This window comes from Gymnodinialimonas ulvae, assembly GCF_037543845.1.
GTDB classification, from domain to species: Bacteria; Pseudomonadota; Alphaproteobacteria; order Rhodobacterales; family Rhodobacteraceae; genus Gymnodinialimonas; species Gymnodinialimonas ulvae.
On sequence record NZ_JBBIFX010000001.1, the window covers coordinates 1772736 to 1794959 of the forward strand.

Sequence of the window (22224 nt, forward strand, 5' to 3'; positions counted from 1 at the left end):
TACCCTGCAATTCTGAGAAAGGATCGCGGTTTTGCGGATTAACAAAACGTAAACAGAAACCGCACTTACGTTTAATATCAATATTTTAAGGCACGGTTGCAACCTTGCAACCAGGGTCAATCACACCGCGTTCGGCGCTGGTCGGCCGTCGGCCACGGCAATCACATTGTCCAGCGCCATGCGCCCCATATCCTCGCGCACTTCCAAGGCCGCCGTGCCCAGATGCGGCAAGAGCGTCACGTTCTCCATCGCCATCAGGGCATCGGGAACCGCTGGCTCGAACTCATAAACATCCAGCCCCGCGCCGCCGATCTGCCCCTCCGACAGCGCCCCGATCAGCGCGGCTTCGTCCACCACATCCCCGCGTGAGATATTCACGAAGATCGCGTGGTCCTGCATCGCCGCAAATTGCGCCGCACCAATCAAGTGATGCGTGTCCGCCCCGCCCGGCGTCGCCAGAACCACGACATCGGCCGAGGCAAACGCGGCGTCCATCGGCATCTGCTCCGCCGGGAAATCCACGTCCTTGGCCGAGCGGTTCACATATACGATCCGGCAGCCGAACCCGTAGTGACACCGCCGCGCAATCGCCTGCCCGATACGCCCCATCCCGATCACGCAGATCGTTTTGCCCGACAGGTGCATCCCCAGCATCTGTGTCGGGTGCCAACCGGTCCATTGCCCCAACCGCACCATGCGCTCGCCCTCGCCCGCCCGCCGCGCGCTCATCAGGATCAGCGTCAGCGCTATATCCGCCGTCGCATCCGTCACCGCACCCGGCGTGTTCGACACTTCGACCCCGGCCGCGCGCGCCGCATCTGTGTCGATATGGTTGTAGCCCACCCCGAAATTGGCCAGCAGCTTGGCGCGGATCGTTCCAGCCTCGTCAAAAGCGGGCGCGCGAAACGCGTCGCCAAGGGTTGGCAGGATCAGGTCATACTCGCGCAACGCGGCCACACATTCGGTATGGTCCATGGGCGTTGTGACCTGTCGGCAGGTGACGTCAAAGCGCGCCTCGGCGGCCTCCATCACAATTTCGGGCAAGCGGCGGGATACAAGAAGGCTCAGCACATGCGTTCTCCGTTCGGAACCGGTTTGTCGGGCGACAGCAAGACGACGCCACCGGCCTCATCGTGCAACCCCAGGATCAGGACTTCGGACCGCATCGGGCCGATCTGACGGGGCGGGAAATTGACCACGCCGATCACCTGCTTGCCGATCAAGGTGTCCGGCGCGTAATGGGCGGTGATCTGAGCGGAGGATTTGCGTTCGCCGATCTCGCCGCCAAAATCCACCCACAGCTTGATCGCAGGTTTGCGCGCCTCGGGGAAGTCTTCGGCTCGCGTCACCGTGCCCACGCGGATGTCCACGGCCATGAACTGATCAAAGGTGATCTCGTCGCTCATTTGCGCAACTCCCGGCTGCGCGCAGTCGCGGCGGCCACGGTTCGACGCATCAACGGGGCCAGACCGTTCTCCCCCATCAGCACCTCAAGCCCCGCTTGCGTGGTGCCGTTGGGCGAAGTGACGTTGATGCGCAGCTGCTCGGGCGTTTCATCGGTGGCTTCCGCCAGCGCGCCCGCGCCCGCAACAGTTGCCGTGGCCAATTGCATCGCCATCTCGGCCGGAAGACCTTCGGCGCGGGCGGCGGCGGCCAAAGTGTCGATCATGTAAAAGATGTAGGCCGGTCCCGAGCCCGAGATACCGGTGACCGCGTCGATCTGCGCCTCGGTCGTCAGGCGTACCACCTGCCCGATCGCGGACAGCATCGTTTCTGCAAGGTCAAGATCGTGTGCCGTCGCCTCCGCATTGCCGACCAGCGCCGTGATGCCTTTGCCCACGGCAGCCGGCGTATTTGGCATCGAGCGGACCACACGCGTCCCAGCGCCAAACGCACGCTCGAACGACGCGATGGGTGTGCCCGCAGCGACCGACAGGATCAGCGTCCCACCGCCGCCGAACCGCGCAACCTGCGGCAGAGCATCTTCCATCATCTGAGGCTTTACCGCGATCATCAAAACCGCCGGCGAGTCCGGCAGGTCACCGTTGATTTGCGCACCAGTGCCCTGCACCCACGCGCTTGGGTGCGGATCGATCACATGGACGGCGCCAGGCGTCAACCCATTGGCCAGCCACCCGCGCAGCATCGCCGAGCCCATCTTGCCGCATCCAAGCATGACCAGCCCGTTCCGATTGATGTCGGACATGTCCATGTCACCTTCCCCCGTCCCCGTCTTTCCTGCAAAGAGATACATCAGCCGTCCCGAAAGGCCAGTCCTCCAAGGCCAAAACGTGAAAGAGCCGCGCCTGAGCGCGGCCCTTTTGCCCGTATGAAAGGCACGCAGTCGGCTTATGCGCGGCCATAGCCCTCGGAGATTGCCACATCCATCGCCTCTTCGGGCGTCTTGTCCGACCACATGGCCAGTTGGAATGCGGGGTAGTAACGTTCGGCGGCGAGCACGGCGGTCTCGACCATGCAGGCGATCTGATCGGGACTGGCCAATTGATCGCCCGCCAGCACCAGGCCGTAGCGATAGACCATCAGTTTCTGCGCCGCCCAGTAGGTGAACGCCCCCGCCCAACATCGGTCGTTCACAAGGTTCAACGCCTCGTATAGCTTATGCATGGTCTCCTGCGGCGGCTCCATTTCGAAGGTACAGATCATGCGCAGGGTTTCGTCGTAAGTGGACCAGGCCAAGGTGATCGAATACGTCCGCCACTGTCCTTCGATGGCCATCGCGATCTGGTCGTCGGCAATGCGGTCGAAATCCCATTCGTGATGGGCGGCAAGTGTCTCGACAATATCGATCGGGTGCAGCTCTTCGATATCGAAGTAGTTTTCTGTATGCGACATGGTCCCAGTCCTGGTTGGCAGCCAGCGGGGCCTTGGTGGTTAAATCCCAAGACTCCCACGAAAGCTGGGTGTCTTCCATAGGAATGGGCTGCTCGGCCTCGGTTCCTACAAAATATGGTGGAGCGTTGGGGACTCGCTGTAAAGACATATTTTTGCGGTGAAAATAGGGGGTGCCCACATTTCCATGAGTTGCCCACAAGATATAGCGGTTCTCACCATTCGCCCCACAAGGGAGAGTCAGTTACCCACAAAAACAGATTCAGAAAAAATGTGCGGCTCCCTACGAACCGTCATCATGAACGTGGCAGAGGGGCGTTTAGCCGGGGATTGTGAGGACAAATCACCTTGGCACGCGCTCTAATTTCAAAAAAAAAGCGCCGGAGCGACCCGACGCTTTTGAAATTCCGATTGTGCCTCCACCCTCGGCGAGAGATTGGAATGGCCCGTCAGTCGGATCCGCCTTCAAGCGCCGCGATCCGAGCCTTGAGGGCTTCGTTCTCTTCGCGGGCTTTCTGGGCCATGGCACGCACGGCATCGAATTCTTCGCGGGTCACGAGGTTCCGGCTAGCGAGCCAGCGGTCCATCATGGAGTTCATGGCCGTCTCGGCCTCGTCTTTGGCACCTTGGGCCACGCCCATGGCATTGGTCATCAACTGGCTTAGATCATCCATGATCTTGTTGCGGGTCTGCATGGGCGGCACTCCTGTCTGTGTTATGACGGATATGGGCGGCGCAGGCCTCCGGATCAAGGTTGACTTCGTCGCACCGCGCCCGCAACCACGGGGAAATCCCAGCGCTTCGAGGCCCCGTTCGTGTTCGCCATCCCGTTCCCACCGCTATCGCCCGAGCTGTTTTCCATCGAGATCGGCAGCTTCAATTTCGCCCTGCGGTGGTATGCGCTGGCGTATCTGTTCGGGCTTGGCCTCGGGTGGTGGGTGATCTGGAAAGCGGTGGCGCGGCCCGGCCTTTGGCCCCGCGACACGCCCCCCCTGAAGCCCGAACAGGTCGAGGGCTTGCTGACGGCGGTGGTGCTAGGCGTGATCCTTGGGGGTCGGGTGGGCTACGTCCTGTTCTATCAACCGGGCGCCTATGCCGACGATCCGCTTGCCGCGCTGCGCATCTGGGAAGGAGGGATGTCGTTCCACGGTGGCCTCGCCGGGGTTGCGATCTCGGCTTTCCTGTTCTGCCGCATGGTCAAGGCGCCCCCGCTGCAAATCGCCGACGCGATGTCGATGGTGATCGGGATCGGATTGCTGTTGGGACGTCTGGCGAATTTCGTCAACGCAGAGCTTTGGGGGCGAGCGTCGGACGCGCCCTGGGCGGTGATCTTTCCGGGCACTGCGGCGCAGGATTGCGCGGGGCCGGTGGGGATCGTGGAATATCTCGGCGCAACCGTCTGCGCGCGGCATCCGTCGCAGCTTTATGAAGCTCTGCTCGAAGGGGCGATCATGGGCGCGCTTTTGTTGTGGCTGGCGTGGCGGCGCGGCTGGTTGAAACGGCCGGGCGCACTGACAGGTCTGTTTCTGCTGATTTACGGAGCGTCGCGGTTCCTCGTGGAGTTTTTCCGCCAGCCCGATGCGCAATTCACCGGCCCCGACAATCCGATCGGCTTCGCGCTCGCGCTATCGCCACAGGTTGGCCTGACGATGGGTCAGATCCTGACACTCCCGATGCTGCTGATCGGGCTCTTCGTGCTTCTGCGGGCGCGCCATGTCTCTTAAGGACCGCCTCATTGCGCGCATCGCGCGGCTGGGGCCGATATCGGTTGCCGACTTCATGGCTGAATGCCTGCACGATCAGGAGTTCGGATACTACGCTACCCGTGACCCGTTGGGTCGGGGCGGGGATTTCATTACCGCGCCCGAAATGACCCAGATGTTTGGGGAATTGATCGGCCTGTGGATCGCGCAGGTCTGGATGGATCAGGGTCGCCCGACCGGCATCCTGGCCGAGCTTGGGCCGGGGCGTGGAACCCTGATGGCCGATGTCTTGCGCGCGACGCGGAGCGTTCCGGGGTTTCACGCCGCGATGGATTTGCATTTGGTCGAGGCCTCAGACGTGCTGCGACAGATGCAAGCCGAAAACGTGCCGGGTGCGGCGTTCCACGGGTCCGCGGCCGACCTGCCCGAAGCGCCACTTTTCTTGATCGCCAACGAGTTTTTCGATGCCCTGCCGATCCGACAGTTTCAGATGAACGCCGCGGGCGATTGGCAGGAGCGCCAGATCGGCGCCGGGGCGGATTGCCTGATCTGGGGTCTGGCGCCCCCTGCCCCACTGTCGGTCCGCGACGGCTTCCGCCCCGGCATGATCACGGAGACCTGCGCCCCCGGCGAGGCCATCGCCGAAGAGGTCGGGCGCCGGATCGCCACCCATGGCGGCGCGGCCCTGATCGTCGACTATGGCGACAGCGAAAGTACCGGCGACACGTTTCAGGCACTGGCGCAGCACGCCTATGCCGATCCGTTGGAGGCCCCGGGCGATGCAGACCTGACCGCGCATGTTGCTTTCGGCCCACTGGCCCGAGCGGCGCGCCCGGTGGTTGCATCGGGCCTTGTGCCGCAGGGCGTCTTCCTTGAGCGGCTCGGCATCACGGCGCGCGCGCAGGCGCTGGCCGACGGCCTGAGCGGTTCGGCACTCGATACGCATATCGCAGCACACAGGCGGTTGACGCATCCGGCGGAAATGGGGACGCTGTTCAAGGTGATGGCACTGACCCCCGACGGCGCACCTGCGCCGCCAGCCATGGAGCCTGCCCCATGACGATGACCGCCACATGCCTCGACCCGATCACCTCGCCGCTTCTGGAGGGCGTGACGCATGGCTTTTTCACTCGCGTCGGCGGGGCCTCGACGGGGATCTTCGCCGGGCTCAATTGCGGTGGCGGGTCCAGCGATCAGGCCGAGGTGGTGGCGATGAACCGCGCGCGCGTGGCCGCCGAATTGGGCGTCTCGCCCGAGGCATTGGTAGGCGTCCACCAGGTGCATTCCGCCGATGTCACGACCGTGCACGGGCCCACCCAAGCGCGTCCGAAGGCCGACGCCATCGTGACTGCAACACCGGGCGTGGCCCTTGCGGTCCTGACCGCGGATTGCCAGCCGGTTCTTTTCGCCGATCGCGAGGCCGGTGTGATCGGCGCCGCCCATGCGGGCTGGCGCGGGGCGTTTGACGGTGTGCTGGAGGCGACGGTAGAGGCCATGGAACGCCTTGGGGCGCGGCGCACGCGGGTCCGTGCAGTGATCGGTCCCTCAATCAGCCAAAGCGCCTACGAGGTGGGACAGGAATTTCTTGAACACTTCATGGATGCGAACCCGGAAAACGGGCGCTTCTTCGTCAACGGGGTCGACGGAAAATACCTGTTCGACCTGACCGGTTTCGGCCTGACCCGCCTGCGTGCGGTCGGTGTGACGGAGGCAGAATGGACCGGGCATTGCACCTATTCGGACCCGGCGTTGTTCTATTCTTACCGGCGCGCCACGCACCGGGCAGAGGTGGATTACGGGCGTCTAATATCCGCGATTCGTCTCTGAACGCATTGGCGTCACGCCCGTGAAGAAATGCGCCGAGATCTGGGCATATTACGCCCCGACATCGGCACAATTCGCGATGCATTTATCCTAAATGCCTTAGAAATAGACCTCTGCGTGTCGGGGGCTTGCCCCAAAATCGCCCAGATGATTCACCTGGCCTTAGGGTTTTTGCCGCAAGACTGCCCGAAAGCCGCGTCACTATGATCTTAGTCGCAAAGATCGCTCGGCAAAGACGAGCAAGCCAAAAGGGACGTGGCACATGAAAACGCAACGCTGGATGAAAACAGCCCTGAAAGAAGCAGACAAAGAGCAGATTGAAATGCCGTGGTCGCGCAAGGTGCGCATGGCCCGGCGCGCGGAGAAGCCGCAAAAGCTCGTGGCCGCCGAATAAAGCGGAAACCCCGGATAAAGACCCCGAGGACCCCTCATCAAGAACGCTTGCACGGGCGGCCAGAATGGCCGCCTTTTAGCGGTTTGGGCACCGGCAACACAGACCGACCCGGCGCCTCACTCCAACGACACTGGCATCTCCAACGCGTCGAAGAGCGGCTGCAAATCCGCCGCATGCAACGTCCACCCGGCTACCGACGAGCGCGCGATGGGTGCGCGGGCCTGCGCGAAGCTCAGCGTTTGAATGCGCCGCGCGTTGTTTTGCGGTGCAAGGCAAGCCGCATCCCACGGCAGATCAACGGCCTCCAGAAGCGCGCGGATCTGCGTTTCGGGATCGGCCGTCAGCTCTTCATATCGGATTGTATGCACCTGTCCCGGCAACGCGGCACGCCAAAACGCTGTCACCGCATCATGCAGCCGGATATATCGCCCCATGGCGGTCAGGTCATAGGCATACCGATGCAACCCATCCGGAAAACGATTGCGATAAAGCGACAGGCCGACATCGCGCGGATCACGGGTAACATGCACGATCCGCGCCTCCGGCAGGGCGCGAACTGCGTGCCCCATGCGCGAAAAGGTCGAGATCGCCTTGTCGACGATCACATCGGGGGTCCCTGTGCGACGGCGCGCCAAGGTCAGATAACGGTCCCCGGCCTGCTGCAAGGCCCGCGGGTCTGCGCGATTTTCCCGGCGCAACAAGTCACGGGACGGGGCAAGAGCCTGGCCGAGAAAAGGCATCTCGCCTCCCGCGCCAACCTGTGGATGCGCGTCAAGAATGGTCTCGACCAATGTGGTGCCTGAACGCGGCAGACCGGTGACGAAGATCACCCGTCCTTCGGGGCTTTCCGGAGCCAGAGGCCCGAGCGCGCCCCATTCGTCGACAAGCGCCTTTGCGGCAGCCACATCGGCCTCGAAACTATAGGGAAACGCCTTGGTCATCAGGCGGTTGGCGCGGTGCAAATGGTCCATGACGGCGCTATGCTGCGCGAGATCAGAGGCGCATTTCGCCGCAGCAAAGTGGAGACCGGCCCGGTCCATGGTCGCGGCCCCTGCCTTTTCGAGCGCCTCGGCGATCCGACCTGGCAAAGCGGCCTCGGGGGTGATCTTTCGGCCGTTGGCAAAGGCGCGGAAGGCCTCGCCATTTGTGGGTTCGGCCGCAAGTGCTGCCTCAAGATCCACCTCAGCCTGCGCCAGTTCGCCCGAGGATTGCGCCATTTGCGCGCGATGGATGAGCAGCGCGGGCGTTGATGTGTGCGCAAGCGCGGCCTCGATCAACGCCGTCGCCGTTTCGATATCCCCCGCTGTTTCCGCCGCACTCGCAACGCGCCGGGCTATGGCCTCCATCGGGGCACCAGCAGTGACGGCATGCCGAAGCGCCGCCTGCGCTTTTGCGCCTCGAAACGCCGCCGCTGCTGCCAGCGCAAGCTCCATCTGCCAAACGCGATCCTTCTCGGGACCATCCGACAACAATGCGACCGCCGCATCCGGTTGCGCCGTCTCTCGCAGGGCTTGGGCGCGCAGAACCGTCGCGGCCGGTGGTAAATCGGGCGCGGCCAACAACACGTCCACACGCGCGATCTGTCCAGTTGCCAGCGCCGCGCGCGCAAGTGCCAGTCGCGCGCCGACGTGCGTTTTATCGCGGGCGTGGGCTGCCTCAAGTGGCGCAATGGCGGCGGCACCTTCACGGATCAAACCCAGCATATACATCGGCCAAAACGCTTGCGGCGCGGCCTTCGTCAGGCGCACGGCCTCAGCTTCCGCCGCCGCCTTGTTCCCGTCGCGCCACAGCCGTTGCGCCTTGGCAAGATCCCGTTCCGAGCCGATCAGGACGCCTGCCCTGGCGGCCTGCGCCTCAAGTTTGGCTCGCGCAGAACCGGAGAGCACAGAGTACAGACCCTGCCAAATTGCGGCCTCTTTCGGCTTCAAGGACAGGGCCTCGCGGAACAATCGCTCTGCCGCGGGGGGGTCATCGGGCAGACAGCGCGCTTTTTGGAACAGAACCTCGGGGATGTCGGCTTTCAGCGACAGGATGCGGTCATAAATTGCAGCTGCTTCGGCCAGGCGGCCAGCCTGCTGGAGCGCTTGCCCCTCACGGTAGAGCGCCGTCAGATCAATCGGAGGCATCCGCTCAGGCCGATTGCGCGAGACGTTCTTCCATCACGTCGAAGGGCACGCCGGGCGTGTCTTTAGCCCCCCGGATCACAAGCGACGTGCGGACCGACGCAACATTTGGTGCCGATGTCAGTTCGCCCGTGAGGAAGGATTGAAACGACGACAGATCGGGCGCCACACATTTCAGGATGAAGTCAATTTCGCCGTTTAGCATGTGGCATTCGCGAACCAGCGGCCAGTTATGGCACCGCTCTTCAAAGGTGACCAGATCGGCTTCGGCCTGGCTCGACAGGCCGACCATGGCGAACACTTGCACCTCAAACCCCAACTGACGCGCGTCGACATCTGCGTGGTAGCCCTTGATGAAACCGGCCTCTTCCAGCGTACGCACCCGGCGCAGGCAAGGGGGCGCAGAAATCCCAACCCGCTTGGCAAGCTCGACATTCGTCATGCGACCGTCACCTTGCAATTCAGCAAGGATCTTGCGGTCGATCGGATCGAGTTTCGCGCTTTGCATCTGGGCCGTGCTCCCTTGGAGCGGTTTTCGAAACGACCGCTCTTCAATTCGATTGCGCAACTTTATTTCACATGCGCGCAAGAAATGGAATAGCTATCAAGTGCAAAGAAGGGCTGCCTTGCCAGCACCAAGATAACCCAACGCATCCGTGTGTGGGCAGGTCTTTCCTCCGCCAAGCGGCGGGCGTATATCCGACGGACGGATGCTGCCACCCCGGGGGAGAAACCCATGACCGACAAACGCCATACCCGCCTTTTGATCATCGGCTCGGGGCCTGCGGGCTACACCGCCGGCGTCTATGCCAGCCGCGCGATGCTGGAGCCGATCCTGGTGCAGGGTATCCAGCCCGGCGGGCAGCTGACCATCACCACGGATGTGGAAAACTGGCCCGGCGACGCCTCGGTCATGGGGCCGGATCTCATGGTTCGTATGGAGGCGCATGCCAAGGAAATGGGCACAGAGATCATCGGCGACCATATCAGCGCGCTGGACCTGTCGACACGTCCGTTCACCGCCCAAGGGGACAGCGGAACGACCTATACCGCCGATGCCGTGATCCTGGCGACCGGCGCCCAGGCTAAATGGCTCGGGCTACCATCAGAGGAGCATTTCAAGGGCTTCGGTGTGAGCGCCTGCGCCACCTGTGACGGCTTCTTTTATCGCGGACAGGAAATCGTGGTGGTTGGCGGCGGCAACACCGCCGTGGAAGAGGCGCTGTTCCTGACGAATTTCGCGAGCAAGGTCACCTTGATCCATCGACGTGATAGCCTGAGGGCAGAGAAAATCATGCAGGACCGGCTCTTCAAGAACCCAAAGATCGAGGTTTTGTGGAACCATGAAATCGAAGAGGTCGTCGGAGCGAGCGAGCCGCGCGGGGTCGAAGGCATCCGCGCCAAACATGTGCAAACCGGCGAAATCACTGAAATCCCGTGCAAAGGCTTTTTTGTGGCCATCGGGCACGCCCCGGCGACGGAGTTGGTCAAGGATCAGCTCGAGATGCACAACGGCGGCTATGTGAAGGTGCAGGCAGGTACGACAAAGACCTCCATTCCCGGCGTGTTTGCGGCGGGCGATCTGACGGACCATGTGTACCGGCAGGCCGTGACCAGCGCCGGCATGGGCTGCATGGCCGCGCTGGATGCGGAGAAATTCCTAGCCGAGATGGAAGGTGAAGACACGGCTGAAGCAGGTGCCTACGCCGCCCCGGTGGATGCCGCCGAATAGCAGCCTGCAGACGGCTTTTCCTTCTCGGGCCGCCTAAGCCCGCCGAAGTCTCTTAGCGAAACGGGCAAGGGCGGTTGGTACGCGTTGCTGCTGACCAAAGCTGCGGACAGCATCGGCGTAAGCGTCAGGCCCGGTGCGCAGGGCCCGCTTGGCCTGACCGGATTGCGCCACGAGCCAATCGCGGGTCTCGGGTAGGATATCATCGAAATCGGTGTCACCACGCAGGGCACGCGGCGTTGCGTGCGGCTCAGGCTCTTCGAACGTCCAGCCCATCCTGGCCTGTGCCCAAGGTCCGGTCGCGCGCGCCATGTCCAGTGCGCCCGCTAGCAGGTCGGGATGCATCCGAAATGGCGCGCCTTCTAGAGTGGACAGGCAGGCCAGAATGCGTCCGTCGCCGGGGTGACGCGCCGGGTATTTGCGGCGGTATTGCACCAAGAGGCGCGTTGCTTCGTCACACAGGCTTATATTGGCATCGCGCCCCTGCTCCGGGAGCGGCCCAAGGTCCAGCGCCTCGGCAAAATGCTGCACCACCGATCCGCCCGCCAACGCATCGCGCTCAAACGGGAAAAGGCGCACGTTTTCCGCCCCAAGCGCCTGGTCCCACATGGCAATGTCGGCAGAATAAGGGCGCGTGGCCCGGCGAAGAACATCCGCGATCGGTGCATGCCCCGTCTTGTAGAATTGCTGCACATAAGAAGTGACGAAGGACAATGGCGGGCGAATGAAGGCTACCGCAGAGATTGAGCGCGCATGCCGATTGAGATGGTCCAGAAGGCTGGTCACCGCCGCTGCGGGAAGCCGCAACATCGCCTCTGCCGACAGGATCGCGCGGGGGGTTCGAACCGCGTACAGCGCATCGGTGATGTGATTTCGCGCATCCATCGGGGATTGCGCCTCAAGCGGACCGGCGTGGATCGCGACCGGCGCGATACGTCCATGGGCACGGAGAACCACCGGATTCGCGGAATGCGGCGGGTTGAGGTCCAGATAGGTCCAATCCTCCCCGGTTTTCACGGCATTCAGCGCGCGCTGAATAGAGGTGGTGCCGGTTTTCGGCATGCCGATATGCAAGACAAGTTCGTCGATCATGGGTATGTTCTGGCGCAAGGGCGTTAAGAAACCATTGGGCGTCCATGAAAATGCCCGGTTTCGACGAAAGACGCAGGGCGCGTTTGAACCTGAGGATATCGGAAGATTTCCACCATAGAAACAAATTGTTCAATCTTGAACAAACCTCTTTTCATTAGGACTGATATCCCATATGCGTTCATCCGTGAACAAACTGATGAATGACTGATTCCCGACCCGATGTTGATGACCGACACAGATTTGCTGTTCCGGCTGCTGCGCCAGATCGATGCCGCGCCGCAGGCGTCGCAGCGCGCGACGGCGCAGGCGCTTGGCATCAGCCTCGGCGGCCTGAACACGGCCCTGCGCGCCGCTACGCAGAACGGGTTGGTTCAGATCATCGACCGGGACAGCACCGACCGTCGCCAGAAGGTCGCCTATGCCCTCACCCCGAAAGGGGCGGCGGAAAAGGCGCGCCTGGTCGACACGTTCCTGGCCCGCAAACGCGACGAATATAATGCCCTGCACGCGGAATTGACCGGCACGGGCGCCACTCTTTCCCCCACGAAAAGGACCGAAACCATGGCCATGCCACTCCACGCTCCGATCCCGGAGCTCTATGTCTCCTATGACAGCGCCCAGAAACTGAAGATGGAGGCTGCTGAGCTTCCCAGCTGGGATCTGACCCCGCGTCAGGTTTGCGATCTGGAGCTGCTGATGAACGGTGGCTTCAACCCGCTCAAAGGCTTCATGGGCAAGGACGACTACGATGGCGTGGTCGAGAACATGCGCACTGCCGATGGCGCGCTGTGGCCGATGCCGATCACGCTCGACGTCTCCGAAGGCTTTGCCGAGACCGTTGACGCTGGCCAGGACATTGCGCTGCGCGACGCCGAGGGCGTGATCCTTGCGATCCTGTCGATCTCGGACAAATGGTCGCCCGACAAAGCGCGCGAGGCCGAAAAGGTTTACGGTGCCGACGATCTGGCACATCCGGCTGTCAATTACCTGCACAACGTTGCAGGGCCGATCTACCTGGGCGGCGCGATCACCGGCATTCAGCAGCCCGTGCATTATGATTTCCGCGCCCGTCGCGACACACCGAACGAGCTGCGCGCCTATTTCCGCAAGCTTGGCTGGCGTCGTGTGGTGGCATTCCAGACGCGCAACCCTCTGCACCGCGCGCACCAGGAGCTGACGTTCCGTGCCGCGAAGGAGGCGCAGGCCAACCTTCTGATCCATCCGGTTGTCGGCATGACGAAGCCGGGCGACGTCGATCACTTCACCCGCGTGCGCTGCTATGAGGCCGTGCTCGACAAGTATCCGGCGGCGACCACGACGATGTCCTTGCTGAACCTGGCGATGCGTATGGCCGGTCCGCGCGAGGCGGTCTGGCACGGTCTGATCCGGCGCAACCATGGCTGCACGCATATGATCGTGGGTCGTGACCACGCGGGGCCGGGCAAGAATTCGGCCGGGGAGGATTTTTACGGTGCCTATGACGCGCAGGATCTGTTCCGCGAGCACCAGGAAGAAATCGGCATCGAGATGGTCGATTTCAAACACATGGTCTACGTGCAGGAACGCGCACAATACGAACCCAATGACGAGATCGCGGATCGCGACAATGTCACCATCCTGAACATCTCGGGCACGGAATTGCGCCGTCGTCTGCGCGAAGGGTTGGAGATCCCGGAATGGTTCTCGTTCCCGGAAGTGGTCCAGGAATTGCGCCGCACCTCGCCGCCGCGTTCGAAGCAGGGCTTCACGGTGTTCTTCACCGGGCTGAGCGGGTCGGGCAAATCGACGATTGCCAACGCGATCATGGTCAAGCTGATGGAACAGGGCGGGCGTCCGGTGACGTTGCTGGACGGTGATCTGGTGCGTAAGAACCTGTCGAGCGAGTTGGGCTTCTCGAAAGAGCACCGCGACCTCAACATCCGGCGCATCGGTTATGTGGCCTCGGAAATCACCAAGAACGGCGGCATCGCGATCTGCGCGCCGATCGCGCCTTACACCGCGACGCGGCGCGCGGTGCGCGAAGAGATCGAGCAGTTCGGCGCCTTCGTGGAGGTGCACGTGGCCACCAGCGTCGAGGAATGCGAACGCCGGGACCGCAAGGGGCTCTACAAGCTTGCGCGGGAAGGCAAGATCAAGGAATTCACCGGGATCTCGGACCCCTACGAAGCGCCGACGGCCGCCGAGCTGGTGGTCGATACCGAGAGCGTGGACGTGGATTATTGCGCGCAGCAAGTGCTTCTGAAGCTGGAAAGCATGGGCCTGATCGCGGCGTGATTTTGGGGGTTGGCGCGGTTTGTGCACGCGTGCACAAGCCATTAAGGCGCTGATTTTAAATCAAATTCCGATTTTCCACTCTGGCCAGGACCCGGGACGGATAAACACGACAGGGGCGGCGCGCGACTGCGGGCCGCCCCTTCCTGTTTGCGGCAGGATCACGGATGCAGACAATATGTGACTTGTCACGGAACTTGTTGTGCGCTTCTATTACCCGACGCAATGGGAGACGAAAATGGATCATGGAGCACCAACACGGGCGCAGCGGGTTGCAGCCCGCAAGGCGCAGCACCAAGATAACCCTTTCGGTCGCTTGCAGGCGACAGCGAGTGCGTCGCGCCGCCAGTCGCAGCGCCTTCTGGCGCAGGCGGGCGGGCTGAGTATCGCGGAATGGCGCATCCTCTGGGATCTGTGCGAAGCCGGGCCGTTGAGCGTGCAGGACATGGCGCAGATCCAGCGCACCGATCATGCGCTGATCTCGCGCGCGCTGCCGGGGATGCGCGAGAAAGGCTTTGTGCAAGTGCTCAGCCATACCGGCGACCGACGCGAAACCCTGATCGAGGTCCTGCCTGCGGGCACGGCGGCATTTGCCGCCGCAGCTCCTATCATGCAACGCCGCCGCGCCGCCCTGTCGGAGGCGTTAACGCCCGAGGGACTGACGCAGATGATCCAGTCTTTCGACCGGCTCGACGCTTATCTCGACATCCCAATTGATGCGCTTCTGTCGCAGGAAGACGCGACATGAACAACGTCCGCCCCAACGTGCTTTGGATCATGGCCGACCAGCTTCGGTTCGATTACCTGAGCTGTTATGGCCACCCGCATCTGCACACGCCCCATATCGATGGGCTGGCCGCCCGCGGAGTGCGCTTTACCAATGCCTATGTGCAATCACCGGTCTGCGGCCCGTCGCGGATGTCGGCCTATACCGGGCGCTACATGCGCAGCCATGGCTCGACCTGGAACGGGATGCCGTTGCGGGTCGGTGAGCCGACGCTTGGCGACCACCTGCGCGAAGCGGGCGCGCGCGCGGTACTGGTCGGCAAGACCCATATGCGCGCCGACCTGGAAGGGATGGCCTGGCTTGGGATTGATCCCGAAAGCGAGATCGGCGTGCGCCGTGCGGAATGTGGGTTCGAGCCGTTCGAACGCGACGACGGGCTGCATCCAGACAGCGTGCGGCAGGGCTGGTCAGCCTATGACGACTACCTCGTGGCGCATGGCTACGAGAGCGATAATCCGTGGGAAGACTTCGCGAATTCCGGGCTGGATGCCAACGGCGATCTGATGTCGGCGTGGTTGTTGAAGAACTCCCGCTTGCCCGCAAATGTACCCGAAGAGCATTCCGAAACCGCCTATATGACGAACCGCGCGATGGCCTTCATGGACGAGGCGCGCGCGGATGGGCGCCCTTGGCTTTGCCACCTGAGTTATATCAAGCCGCATTGGCCCTACATCGTGCCCGCGCCGTATCACGACATGTATGACGCGGGGCATATTGCGGACCCGATCCGGTCCGATGCGGAGCGCGATGGGGAGCATCCGTTGTTGCGGGCGTATCGCGACGGCCGTGTGTGCCAGACCTTCGCCCGCGACGAAGTGCGCGAGACCGTGATCCCGGCCTACATGGGCCTGATCAAGCAGCTCGACGACAATCTGGGGCGGCTTTTCGCGTGGATGGACGCGACCGGGCTGAGCGAAAACACGATCATCGCTATGACGTCGGACCATGGCGATTACCTTGGCGATCATTGGATGGGCGAGAAGGATTTCTACCACGAGATGGCGGTGAAAGTACCGATGATCCTTGCCGATCCGCGCCCGCAAGCGGAGGGCACGCGGGGGGTCGTTTGCGACGATCTGGTGGAAATGATTGACCTTGCCCCGACCTTCATGGCTGCGCTGGGAGCCAAGGCGAAACCACACGTGATCGAGGGGCGCGACCTGACCCCGATCCTGCACGGCACGGGCGGCGTGAACCGGCGCTATGTGATCAGCGAATACGATTATCACTGGTCCGAAATGGCCGATACCCTTGGCGTGGCGCAGGAGGATGCGCGCACGGTCATGATCTTCGATGGACGCTGGAAATACATGCGCTGCGAAGGGTTTGACCCGATCCTGTTCGATTTGGAGACGGACCCGGCCGAGTATGTCGATTTGGGCCGGTCGGAGGCGGCGGAGCATCGGGAGGTGCGCGCGCGGATGGAGGCCGCCCTTTTGACTTGGGCCACGCAGCACCACACCCGCATCACCGCCACGCCTGCGGTTCTGGCCGGGCAAAAGATGGCCGCTCAGCAGGGGATTCTGATCGGGTTCTGGGATGAGGCCGAATTCGAGGCGCATACCGGCATGCGGTTCGAGGATCTGACACCGCAGGGCCGCCCGTGACGGTGCCGGGTCGGCGACAAGGCGCTTGACTCGCGGCGCGCTTTCCCAAGATTATTTCGCGACACAAAATAAATGGCCGTGAACGGCTGAGGGGGAGGCACATGTATCTCGGACTGGATCTGGGCACGTCGGGGTTGCGCGCGCTGTTGACCGATGATGCGGGCCGGACGATCGATACGGCGGAGGCCGCGTTTTCGGTGCAGACCCCCCACAAGGGTTGGAGCGAGCAGGACCCCCGCGCCTGGGTGGACGGGTTGCGGGAGGCGTTGGGCACGTTGAAGACACGTCGCGCGACGGCGCTTGGCCAGGTGCGCGCGATTGGCCTGTCGGGGCAGATGCATGGCGCGGTGGTGTTGGACCGCGATGATGCGGTGCTGCGGCCCTGCATCCTGTGGAATGACACCCGCTCAGCGGAAGAAGCCGCGGCGTTCGACGCGGTGCCAGAGGTGCATGCACTGTCGGGGAATATCGCGTTTCCCGGGTTCACGGCGCCGAAGCTGATCTGGATGGCGCGGCATGAGCCGGAGCTTTTTGCGCGGGTTGCCAAGGTGCTGTTGCCAAAGGATTACCTTCGGCTCTACCTGACCGGCGAGCACGCCACTGATCTCTCGGATGCCGCGGGCACGGCGTGGTGTGATGTGGCCGGGCGGACGTGGTCCGAGGCGCTGTTGTCTGCCAGCGGAATGCGCAGCGATCAGATGCCGCGCCTTGTGGAAGGCTCGGAGGTGTCGGGACGCCTGCGCAAGGCGATTTGCGAAGACTTCGGCCTGCCTGCAACAGCGGTCGTTGTGGGCGGCGGGGCCGACAATGCGGCGGCGGCCTGCGGGTCGGGATGCGTGCAGGAGGGGCAGGGTTTCGTGTCGCTTGGCACGTCGGGCGTGATCCTTGCGGCGCGCGACAGATGCTTGCCGGACCCGACCACGGCGGTCCACACGTTTTGCCATGCGCTGCCAGAGCGGTGGTATCAGATGGGGGTTATCCTGGCGGCGACGGATGCGTTGAATTGGTTGGGCCGTTTGGTCGACGAAGCGACGGGGCATTTGGCCGGGCGTCTGCCGGAGCGACCAGAGGGGCCGAGCGCAACGCTGTTCCTGCCGTATCTGTCGGGGGAGCGAACGCCGCATAATGATGCGGAGGTTCGGGGCGCGTTCGTGGGCCTTGATATCGCGCAGGACCGGGCGGATTTGACGGCGGCAGTTATGGAAGGGGTGGGCTTTGCGTTACGTGACTCGCTTGAGGCATTGCGCGGAACCGGTGCGCAGGTCGATCACCTGCTGGCCGTGGGCGGCGGCACGCAGTCGCGCTACTGGCTGCACGCGCTGGCAAGCATCCTGAACGTGCCGCTTCAGCGTCCGGCGGAAGGCGAATTGGGCGCGGCTTTGGGCGCGGTGCGTCTGGCGATGATGGGCGACGGGCGGAGCGTGGCGGAGACGATGACGCAGCCTGAGATCGCCGAGCAGATCGCGCCGGACGCCACGTTGCGCGGTGCGTATGAACAATCTTATGGAAGATATCGGGCGCTCTATCCAAATATAAAGGCGGCGCTGACATGAGCCGTTTCAACACAGACGTCAAACGAGGGGTTTGGCGCATGGCTCCCGGATTGGCACGGCAGTTCATAAAGCGCGGTGGCTTTGCGGCCGTCATGACCGTGCCGCTCCCGCTGCTCGCCGATCCGGGGGACCTATTGCGGTTTGATATGGCCGAATTCGCCGACATCGCGCCTGAACGTGTCACGCTGGGGCAGCTGCTGTTCTACGATCCGATCCTTTCGGGCAACGAGGGCGTGTCTTGCGCCACCTGTCACCACCCGCGCTTTGCAACCTCGGACGGGCTGTCGCTGGGGTTGGGGGATGGCGGCATCGGGCTGGGTCCGGAGCGGCGGGTCGATGCAGAGAACCTGCCGGAGCAACGCATCCCGCGCCATTCGCCGGCGCTGTTCAACCTCGGCGCCGAAGAATTCGACGTGATGTTCCACGATGGGCGGTTGGAGACCGACGCGACGCGGCCCAACGGGATTCGCACGCCTCTGGGCGATGCCATGGCGGAGGGCTTTGCCTCGGTCCTGTCGGCGCAGGCGATGTTCCCGGTGCTGTCAGCAGATGAAATGGCGGGGCATTATTCGGAAAACCCGATCTCGCAATCGGTGCGGTTGGGGCATCTTTCGCTCGACGGCGGCGCATGGGAACAGATCGCGGCACGGGTCGACGCGGTGACGGAGTACCGTACACAGATCGAGGCGATTTACGGGGCCGGACATCAGGTCAGTTTCACCGACATATCGGACCTTCTGGCAGACTTCATCGCCGTGGAATGGCGCGCCGACGATAGCCCCTTTGACCGGTATGTGCGGGGTGACGGCACGCTTGAGCCCGCGCAGATGCGGGGGATGGAGCTGTTCTACGGCGCGGCGGGATGCGCGTCGTGCCATGCCGGGCAGTTTCAGACCGACCACGCGTTTCACGCCATCGCCATGCCGCAACTTGGGCCGGGCAAGGCCGCGCGGTTTGAGGATCATGCGCTTGATGTCGGGCGGATGCGGGTGACGGGCGATCCGGCGGATGCCTTTGCGTTCCGCACGCCATCGCTGCGCAATGTGGCGCAGACGGCACCCTATGGGCATTCGGGGGCCTATGCCACGCTTGAGAATGTGATCCGCCATCACCTTGATCCGGTCGCGTCCCTTTACGCCTACGATCGGTCGCAGGTCATCCTGCCTGACCTGCCGGGGGCGGCGGATTGGCGGGTGATGGACGACGCGCAGGCGGTGGCCGATATCGCGGCGGCAAATGTGTTGGAGCCGCAGACGTTGAGCGATGCGCAGATTGCGGACCTGATCGCGTTTTTGGGGGCGCTGAGCGATGAGACTTCGCTTTTGGGGCGGTATGGCATTCCGGCTACGGTTCCCAGCGGCCTGGAGGTGGCGCGTTAGGGCGGGTCAGGGTGACGCCCTGATTTGTAGGGATATCCTCGTGCTGTGTGCGGGTGCCATCGGGCCAATGCACGGTGATCTGCACTCTCTGCACCTCTCCAAGCCCGAAGTGCAGCGGCCCGGCACTTCCCCCGGCATGGCCACCGCCGATGGTGCGCTCCTGCGACCACAGCCGGTCACCGACCCGTAGATCGACGATGGCCCCGACCGCCCGCGGGTTGGGGCCGGGTTGCAGAAGATCGATGGAGAGATAGCCCCCCGCATCGGGCGTGATGTTTTGATAAAGCTCCATCGGGGCCCCACGGTTCACCACGGCAATGTCGAGCAAACCGTCGCCGTTCAGATCGCTCAGAACCGCTCCGCGCGAACGCGCCATCGTGGCGATGCCGGCCCGCAAGCCACCTTCGACAAAGGTGGCGTCAGGCTGACCCAGCAGAAGGTTATTGGGATCGTCCATCGCACTTCCGGGCATCTGTTCGACATTGCCTTTGGTCACGAACAGGTCAATGAGGCCGTCATTGTCGGTGTCGCCAAAGGCCGGGTGCCAGCCGGTCGAAGGCCGCCCGTCGTCGCCGGTATAGGGGCGGTGGGCGGTCGCGCCCTGATCAAACGGCGCATCGAGATAGGTCGGACCATCCGCCGCCAGGTCGCGCGCTTGCAGGCGTTGGTCGCCCATGGAGGTCAGGTAGACCTCGGGCCAGCCATCGCCGTCGATATCCTGCGACGCGATGCCCATCCCCCAAAGCTGATGGCGCATCCAGCCGTCGGCCTCGGTGTAGAGGCGGGGGGTGCCGTCCATCGCCCACAATTGCTCGGCCCCGTCGCGGACGTAGTAATGGCGGTCGTTTGATACGCGCAGATCGGCCCGCCCCTGCCGCGCCCAATCGGAGAACAGCATCGAGAGGGCACAGAAACCGGGGATCAATTCAATCGGAGCGCCGTAGGTGTCCCCGGTCGGGCGGTAGAGCGCATTGGCCGCGCAGGTGCCGAAGGGGCCATCGGAATTGGCGCGGTCGACATAATTGCCGAAGGCCAGCGTGGGCAGGATTTGACCGGCTTCCCATGTGGCGGAGAAGGCGGTGGTCCAGCTGTCGTCATCGGGAAGCGTGAGGCCCTGCCATTCCGCGAAACGGCACGCGCCGGCGCCGCGGAAGATGCGGTTCTGCCCAACGCGCAACACGACGAGGTCCATATGACCATCGCTGTCGATATCGAGGGGGTAGCTGCCGGTCACCCCGCTGAGCGCGAGGGCGCTTTCGACGGGGTCGAAGCGGAGGGTGTCGTCACTTTGGTTCAGGAACAGCTGCGCGGGTTCCTCACCCCCGGCGGCAAAAAGCTCGGGCAAGCCATCGCCGTTGCAATCAAAGCTCGACAAGCCTCCGCCGACGAAGAATTCCCATCCGCCGGTGTAGCTGTGGGGGGCAATGTCGCGCGGGGCGAAAATCGGCTCGGCCTGCGCGGGCAGCGCCAGAGCGCAGGTTATGGCAAGGATGTCATGCCGCATCGCGCGACAGGGCCTGGATTTTCTGACGGGTTACGGCCTCTATCGCATAGGCCGCGGCCCCTTTGGCCCACATCAGATCGCCCCAATTGTGCAGCCGGATCTCCGGCAAGGGCGCATCGACCTGCACCACACTGGACTTGACCCAGTTGCGCAGCCGTTCGGCGTCGAACACATCGAGCGAGGCCTGTTGACCGGACAGGATCAACAGCTTTGGATCGAAGATGTTGATGATGTTTACAAGCCCCATGGCCAGCATCCGGCCCGCGCGTTCGAAAATGCGTTGCGCGGTGGGATCACCGGATTTGGCGTGTGCGTAAAGGGTGGCGACGCTGTCGTGGGGGATGTCTTGCCCGTAGACGGCGGCCTCGCGCAACAAGGCATAATCGCCGACATAGGCTTCGAGGCAGCCGCGTTGACCACAGCGGCAGAGCGCGCCTTCGAGTTGCACCTTGGTGTGGGCCAGTTCCGCGCCGCAACCGCGTTCGCCGCGGTAGATCTTGTTGTCCAGCACGATGCCCATCCCGACACCCTGTTCGATGGTGATGACGATGAAATCGGTCTCCCCCTGCCCTTCGCCGAAATGCTGTTCGGCCTTGGCCACGAGGTTGGCGTCATTGTCGACGAAGACCGGCATCGGAAGCGTCTTGGCCAGCACCGCGCCAAGCTCGACGTTGCGCGGTTTGAGGCTGGGGGACCAATAGACGAAGTTGCGTTCGGCATCGATCAGGCCTGCCATGCCGAGGCCAAGGCCCGCAACCTCATCGACACCGCGGCCAATGGTCTCGCAGGCACTTTGCAGCACATCGCGCACGAGGACGGCCAATTCGCCTGGCTCCATCCGGCCGTTGGGAAGCGGGTGGGAGAACTCGCCAACGGTCTCCCCCACGAAGTCGAGCAAGACGATGGTGGCCTTGGCATCGGCAATTTTCATTCCCGCAATCAGGAAGGCGGTGCCGCGCACGCCAAGGGCCACACGCGGGCGGCCCCGCTTGGCCCCACCCGGGATCGGGTCAGGATGCAACTCGTCGATGAGACCGGCAGACAGCAATTCGGACGTGATGGCGGTCACGGTCGCGGGGCTGATCGAGGTGCGTTGGGCGATGTCGATCCGGGCGATCTGACCCGCGTTACGAATCGCCTCGAACACCTGGTGCCGGCCGCTTTCCCTCTGGTCCAACATGGTGAACACATCCTCCGCTTCCGCCGTCTGATCCGATTTAGAGTGCCCGCGTATTTCCGTGGCTTCTAAAGGGCAATCTCCTTAGGCAACGATAGGCAGGATATTTAATTTGTGCCACGAAAAAAATATGGTACAACTCCCGGTAGCGCATGGCCCGTCAGGGCGAACGCCAAAAAGGCCAGCGCAAAACACATGGGAGGATTACATGACTATCAAATCATTCGTGGC

20 protein-coding genes are annotated in these 22224 nt (G+C 63.1%); 10 read left to right on the forward strand and 10 right to left on the reverse strand.

Annotated elements, in window-relative coordinates; all coding sequences use genetic code 11:
• Nucleotides 1–120: 120 nt before the first annotated feature.
• From V8J83_RS08555 to V8J83_RS08575, 5 genes are all read right to left on the reverse strand, one after another.
• Complete coding sequence (locus tag V8J83_RS08555) at nucleotides 121–1068, reverse strand: 2-hydroxyacid dehydrogenase (protein ID WP_339986048.1); 948 nt, start codon at nucleotides 1066–1068, stop codon at nucleotides 121–123.
• On the reverse strand, nucleotides 1065–1406 hold the full coding sequence (locus V8J83_RS08560; RefSeq protein WP_339985426.1) for a tRNA-binding protein: 342 nt from the start codon (nucleotides 1404–1406) through the stop codon (nucleotides 1065–1067). Before V8J83_RS08560 ends, V8J83_RS08555 begins: the two co-directional genes overlap by 4 nt.
• The gene (gene proC / locus V8J83_RS08565; RefSeq protein WP_339986050.1) at nucleotides 1403–2212 is read right to left on the reverse strand and encodes a pyrroline-5-carboxylate reductase; all 810 of its coding nucleotides are present in this window, start codon (nucleotides 2210–2212) and stop codon (nucleotides 1403–1405) included. Before proC ends, V8J83_RS08560 begins: the two co-directional genes overlap by 4 nt.
• A gap of 137 nt (nucleotides 2213–2349) precedes the next feature.
• Nucleotides 2350–2853 carry a type III secretion system chaperone family protein gene (locus tag V8J83_RS08570; RefSeq protein WP_339985428.1) on the reverse strand — a complete coding sequence of 168 codons (504 nt, stop codon included), beginning with the start codon at nucleotides 2851–2853 and terminating at the stop codon, nucleotides 2350–2352.
• Between the two features lie 446 nt (nucleotides 2854–3299).
• A complete protein-coding gene (locus V8J83_RS08575) occupies nucleotides 3300–3545 on the reverse strand; it encodes an accessory factor UbiK family protein (protein ID WP_339985430.1) in 246 nt (81 codons plus the stop codon).
• A 120-nt stretch (nucleotides 3546–3665) separates the two neighbouring features.
• On the opposite strand from V8J83_RS08575, the gene lgt reads away from it, so the two are divergent.
• The 4 genes from lgt (at nucleotide 3666) to V8J83_RS08595 (ending at nucleotide 6771) form a co-directional block, all read left to right on the forward strand.
• A complete protein-coding gene (gene lgt / locus V8J83_RS08580) occupies nucleotides 3666–4574 on the forward strand; it encodes a prolipoprotein diacylglyceryl transferase (protein WP_339985432.1) in 909 nt (302 codons plus the stop codon).
• Nucleotides 4564–5613, forward strand: a complete 1050-nt coding sequence (locus tag V8J83_RS08585) for a class I SAM-dependent methyltransferase (protein WP_339985434.1) — start codon at nucleotides 4564–4566, stop codon at nucleotides 5611–5613. Before lgt ends, V8J83_RS08585 begins: the two co-directional genes overlap by 11 nt.
• Nucleotides 5610–6380, forward strand: a complete 771-nt coding sequence (gene pgeF / locus V8J83_RS08590; protein ID WP_339985437.1) for a peptidoglycan editing factor PgeF — start codon at nucleotides 5610–5612, stop codon at nucleotides 6378–6380. Before V8J83_RS08585 ends, pgeF begins: the two co-directional genes overlap by 4 nt.
• Nucleotides 6381–6639: 259 nt before the next feature.
• A complete protein-coding gene (locus tag V8J83_RS08595; protein WP_339985439.1) occupies nucleotides 6640–6771 on the forward strand; it encodes a hypothetical protein in 132 nt (43 codons plus the stop codon).
• A gap of 116 nt (nucleotides 6772–6887) precedes the next feature.
• Here the strand turns inward: V8J83_RS08595 and V8J83_RS08600 are convergent, their stop codons facing one another.
• Nucleotides 6888–8897: a sulfotransferase gene (locus tag V8J83_RS08600; protein ID WP_339985441.1), complete on the reverse strand. Its 2010-nt coding sequence runs from the start codon at nucleotides 8895–8897 to the stop codon at nucleotides 6888–6890.
• A 4-nt stretch (nucleotides 8898–8901) separates the two neighbouring features.
• Complete coding sequence (locus V8J83_RS08605; protein WP_339985443.1) at nucleotides 8902–9402, reverse strand: Lrp/AsnC family transcriptional regulator; 501 nt, start codon at nucleotides 9400–9402, stop codon at nucleotides 8902–8904.
• A gap of 228 nt (nucleotides 9403–9630) precedes the next feature.
• Between V8J83_RS08605 and trxB the strand changes: the two genes are divergently transcribed.
• Nucleotides 9631–10626 (forward strand): thioredoxin-disulfide reductase, encoded by a 996-nt coding sequence (gene trxB / locus V8J83_RS08610; RefSeq protein WP_339985445.1) that lies wholly within the window; start codon nucleotides 9631–9633, stop codon nucleotides 10624–10626.
• A gap of 33 nt (nucleotides 10627–10659) precedes the next feature.
• On the opposite strand, the gene V8J83_RS08615 is transcribed toward trxB, so the two are convergent.
• Complete coding sequence (locus V8J83_RS08615) at nucleotides 10660–11715, reverse strand: hypothetical protein (RefSeq protein ID WP_339985447.1); 1056 nt, start codon at nucleotides 11713–11715, stop codon at nucleotides 10660–10662.
• Nucleotides 11716–11940: 225 nt separating this feature from the next.
• On the opposite strand from V8J83_RS08615, the gene V8J83_RS08620 reads away from it, so the two are divergent.
• From V8J83_RS08620 to V8J83_RS08640, 5 genes are all read left to right on the forward strand, one after another.
• The gene (locus V8J83_RS08620) at nucleotides 11941–13989 is read left to right on the forward strand and encodes a bifunctional sulfate adenylyltransferase/adenylylsulfate kinase (RefSeq protein WP_339985449.1); all 2049 of its coding nucleotides are present in this window, start codon (nucleotides 11941–11943) and stop codon (nucleotides 13987–13989) included.
• Between the two features lie 235 nt (nucleotides 13990–14224).
• Nucleotides 14225–14734: a MarR family winged helix-turn-helix transcriptional regulator gene (locus tag V8J83_RS08625; protein ID WP_339985451.1), complete on the forward strand. Its 510-nt coding sequence runs from the start codon at nucleotides 14225–14227 to the stop codon at nucleotides 14732–14734.
• Nucleotides 14731–16380, forward strand: coding sequence for a sulfatase-like hydrolase/transferase (locus tag V8J83_RS08630; protein ID WP_339985454.1), 1650 nt, complete (start codon nucleotides 14731–14733; stop codon nucleotides 16378–16380). The genes V8J83_RS08625 and V8J83_RS08630 overlap by 4 nt, the downstream gene beginning before the upstream one ends.
• 101 nt (nucleotides 16381–16481) lie before the next feature.
• A complete protein-coding gene (xylB, locus tag V8J83_RS08635) occupies nucleotides 16482–17933 on the forward strand; it encodes a xylulokinase (RefSeq protein WP_339985456.1) in 1452 nt (483 codons plus the stop codon).
• The gene (locus tag V8J83_RS08640) at nucleotides 17930–19312 is read left to right on the forward strand and encodes a cytochrome-c peroxidase (RefSeq protein WP_339985458.1); all 1383 of its coding nucleotides are present in this window, start codon (nucleotides 17930–17932) and stop codon (nucleotides 19310–19312) included. The genes xylB and V8J83_RS08640 overlap by 4 nt, the downstream gene beginning before the upstream one ends.
• On the opposite strand, the gene V8J83_RS08645 is transcribed toward V8J83_RS08640, so the two are convergent.
• Together V8J83_RS08645 and V8J83_RS08650 are read right to left on the reverse strand one after the other, a co-directional pair.
• Nucleotides 19278–20816 carry a CRTAC1 family protein gene (locus tag V8J83_RS08645; protein ID WP_339985460.1) on the reverse strand — a complete coding sequence of 513 codons (1539 nt, stop codon included), beginning with the start codon at nucleotides 20814–20816 and terminating at the stop codon, nucleotides 19278–19280. The genes V8J83_RS08640 and V8J83_RS08645 overlap by 35 nt on opposite strands.
• Nucleotides 20806–21996, reverse strand: coding sequence for an ROK family transcriptional regulator (locus V8J83_RS08650; RefSeq protein WP_339985462.1), 1191 nt, complete (start codon nucleotides 21994–21996; stop codon nucleotides 20806–20808). Before V8J83_RS08650 ends, V8J83_RS08645 begins: the two co-directional genes overlap by 11 nt.
• Nucleotides 21997–22224: the final 228 nt, after the last annotated feature.

Coding starts and splice junctions, on each gene's coding strand:
- V8J83_RS08585 (WP_339985434.1), top strand. CDS start 4,564: ATGTCTCTTAAGGACCGCCTCATTGCGCGCATCGCGCGGCTGGGGCCG.
- V8J83_RS08630 (WP_339985454.1), top strand. CDS start 14,731: ATGAACAACGTCCGCCCCAACGTGCTTTGGATCATGGCCGACCAGCTT.
- V8J83_RS08575 (WP_339985430.1), bottom strand. CDS start 3,545: ATGCAGACCCGCAACAAGATCATGGATGATCTAAGCCAGTTGATGACC.
- V8J83_RS08570 (WP_339985428.1), bottom strand. CDS start 2,853: ATGTCGCATACAGAAAACTACTTCGATATCGAAGAGCTGCACCCGATC.
- V8J83_RS08595 (WP_339985439.1), top strand. CDS start 6,640: ATGAAAACGCAACGCTGGATGAAAACAGCCCTGAAAGAAGCAGACAAA.
- V8J83_RS08640 (WP_339985458.1), top strand. CDS start 17,930: ATGAGCCGTTTCAACACAGACGTCAAACGAGGGGTTTGGCGCATGGCT.
- V8J83_RS08605 (WP_339985443.1), bottom strand. CDS start 9,402: ATGCAAAGCGCGAAACTCGATCCGATCGACCGCAAGATCCTTGCTGAA.
- trxB (WP_339985445.1), top strand. CDS start 9,631: ATGACCGACAAACGCCATACCCGCCTTTTGATCATCGGCTCGGGGCCT.
- V8J83_RS08600 (WP_339985441.1), bottom strand. CDS start 8,897: ATGCCTCCGATTGATCTGACGGCGCTCTACCGTGAGGGGCAAGCGCTC.
- pgeF (WP_339985437.1), top strand. CDS start 5,610: ATGACGATGACCGCCACATGCCTCGACCCGATCACCTCGCCGCTTCTG.
- V8J83_RS08625 (WP_339985451.1), top strand. CDS start 14,225: ATGGATCATGGAGCACCAACACGGGCGCAGCGGGTTGCAGCCCGCAAG.
- proC (WP_339986050.1), bottom strand. CDS start 2,212: ATGGACATGTCCGACATCAATCGGAACGGGCTGGTCATGCTTGGATGC.
- xylB (WP_339985456.1), top strand. CDS start 16,482: ATGTATCTCGGACTGGATCTGGGCACGTCGGGGTTGCGCGCGCTGTTG.
- V8J83_RS08650 (WP_339985462.1), bottom strand. CDS start 21,996: ATGTTGGACCAGAGGGAAAGCGGCCGGCACCAGGTGTTCGAGGCGATT.
- V8J83_RS08615 (WP_339985447.1), bottom strand. CDS start 11,715: ATGATCGACGAACTTGTCTTGCATATCGGCATGCCGAAAACCGGCACC.
- V8J83_RS08560 (WP_339985426.1), bottom strand. CDS start 1,406: ATGAGCGACGAGATCACCTTTGATCAGTTCATGGCCGTGGACATCCGC.
- V8J83_RS08645 (WP_339985460.1), bottom strand. CDS start 20,816: ATGCGGCATGACATCCTTGCCATAACCTGCGCTCTGGCGCTGCCCGCG.
- V8J83_RS08620 (WP_339985449.1), top strand. CDS start 11,941: ATGACCGACACAGATTTGCTGTTCCGGCTGCTGCGCCAGATCGATGCC.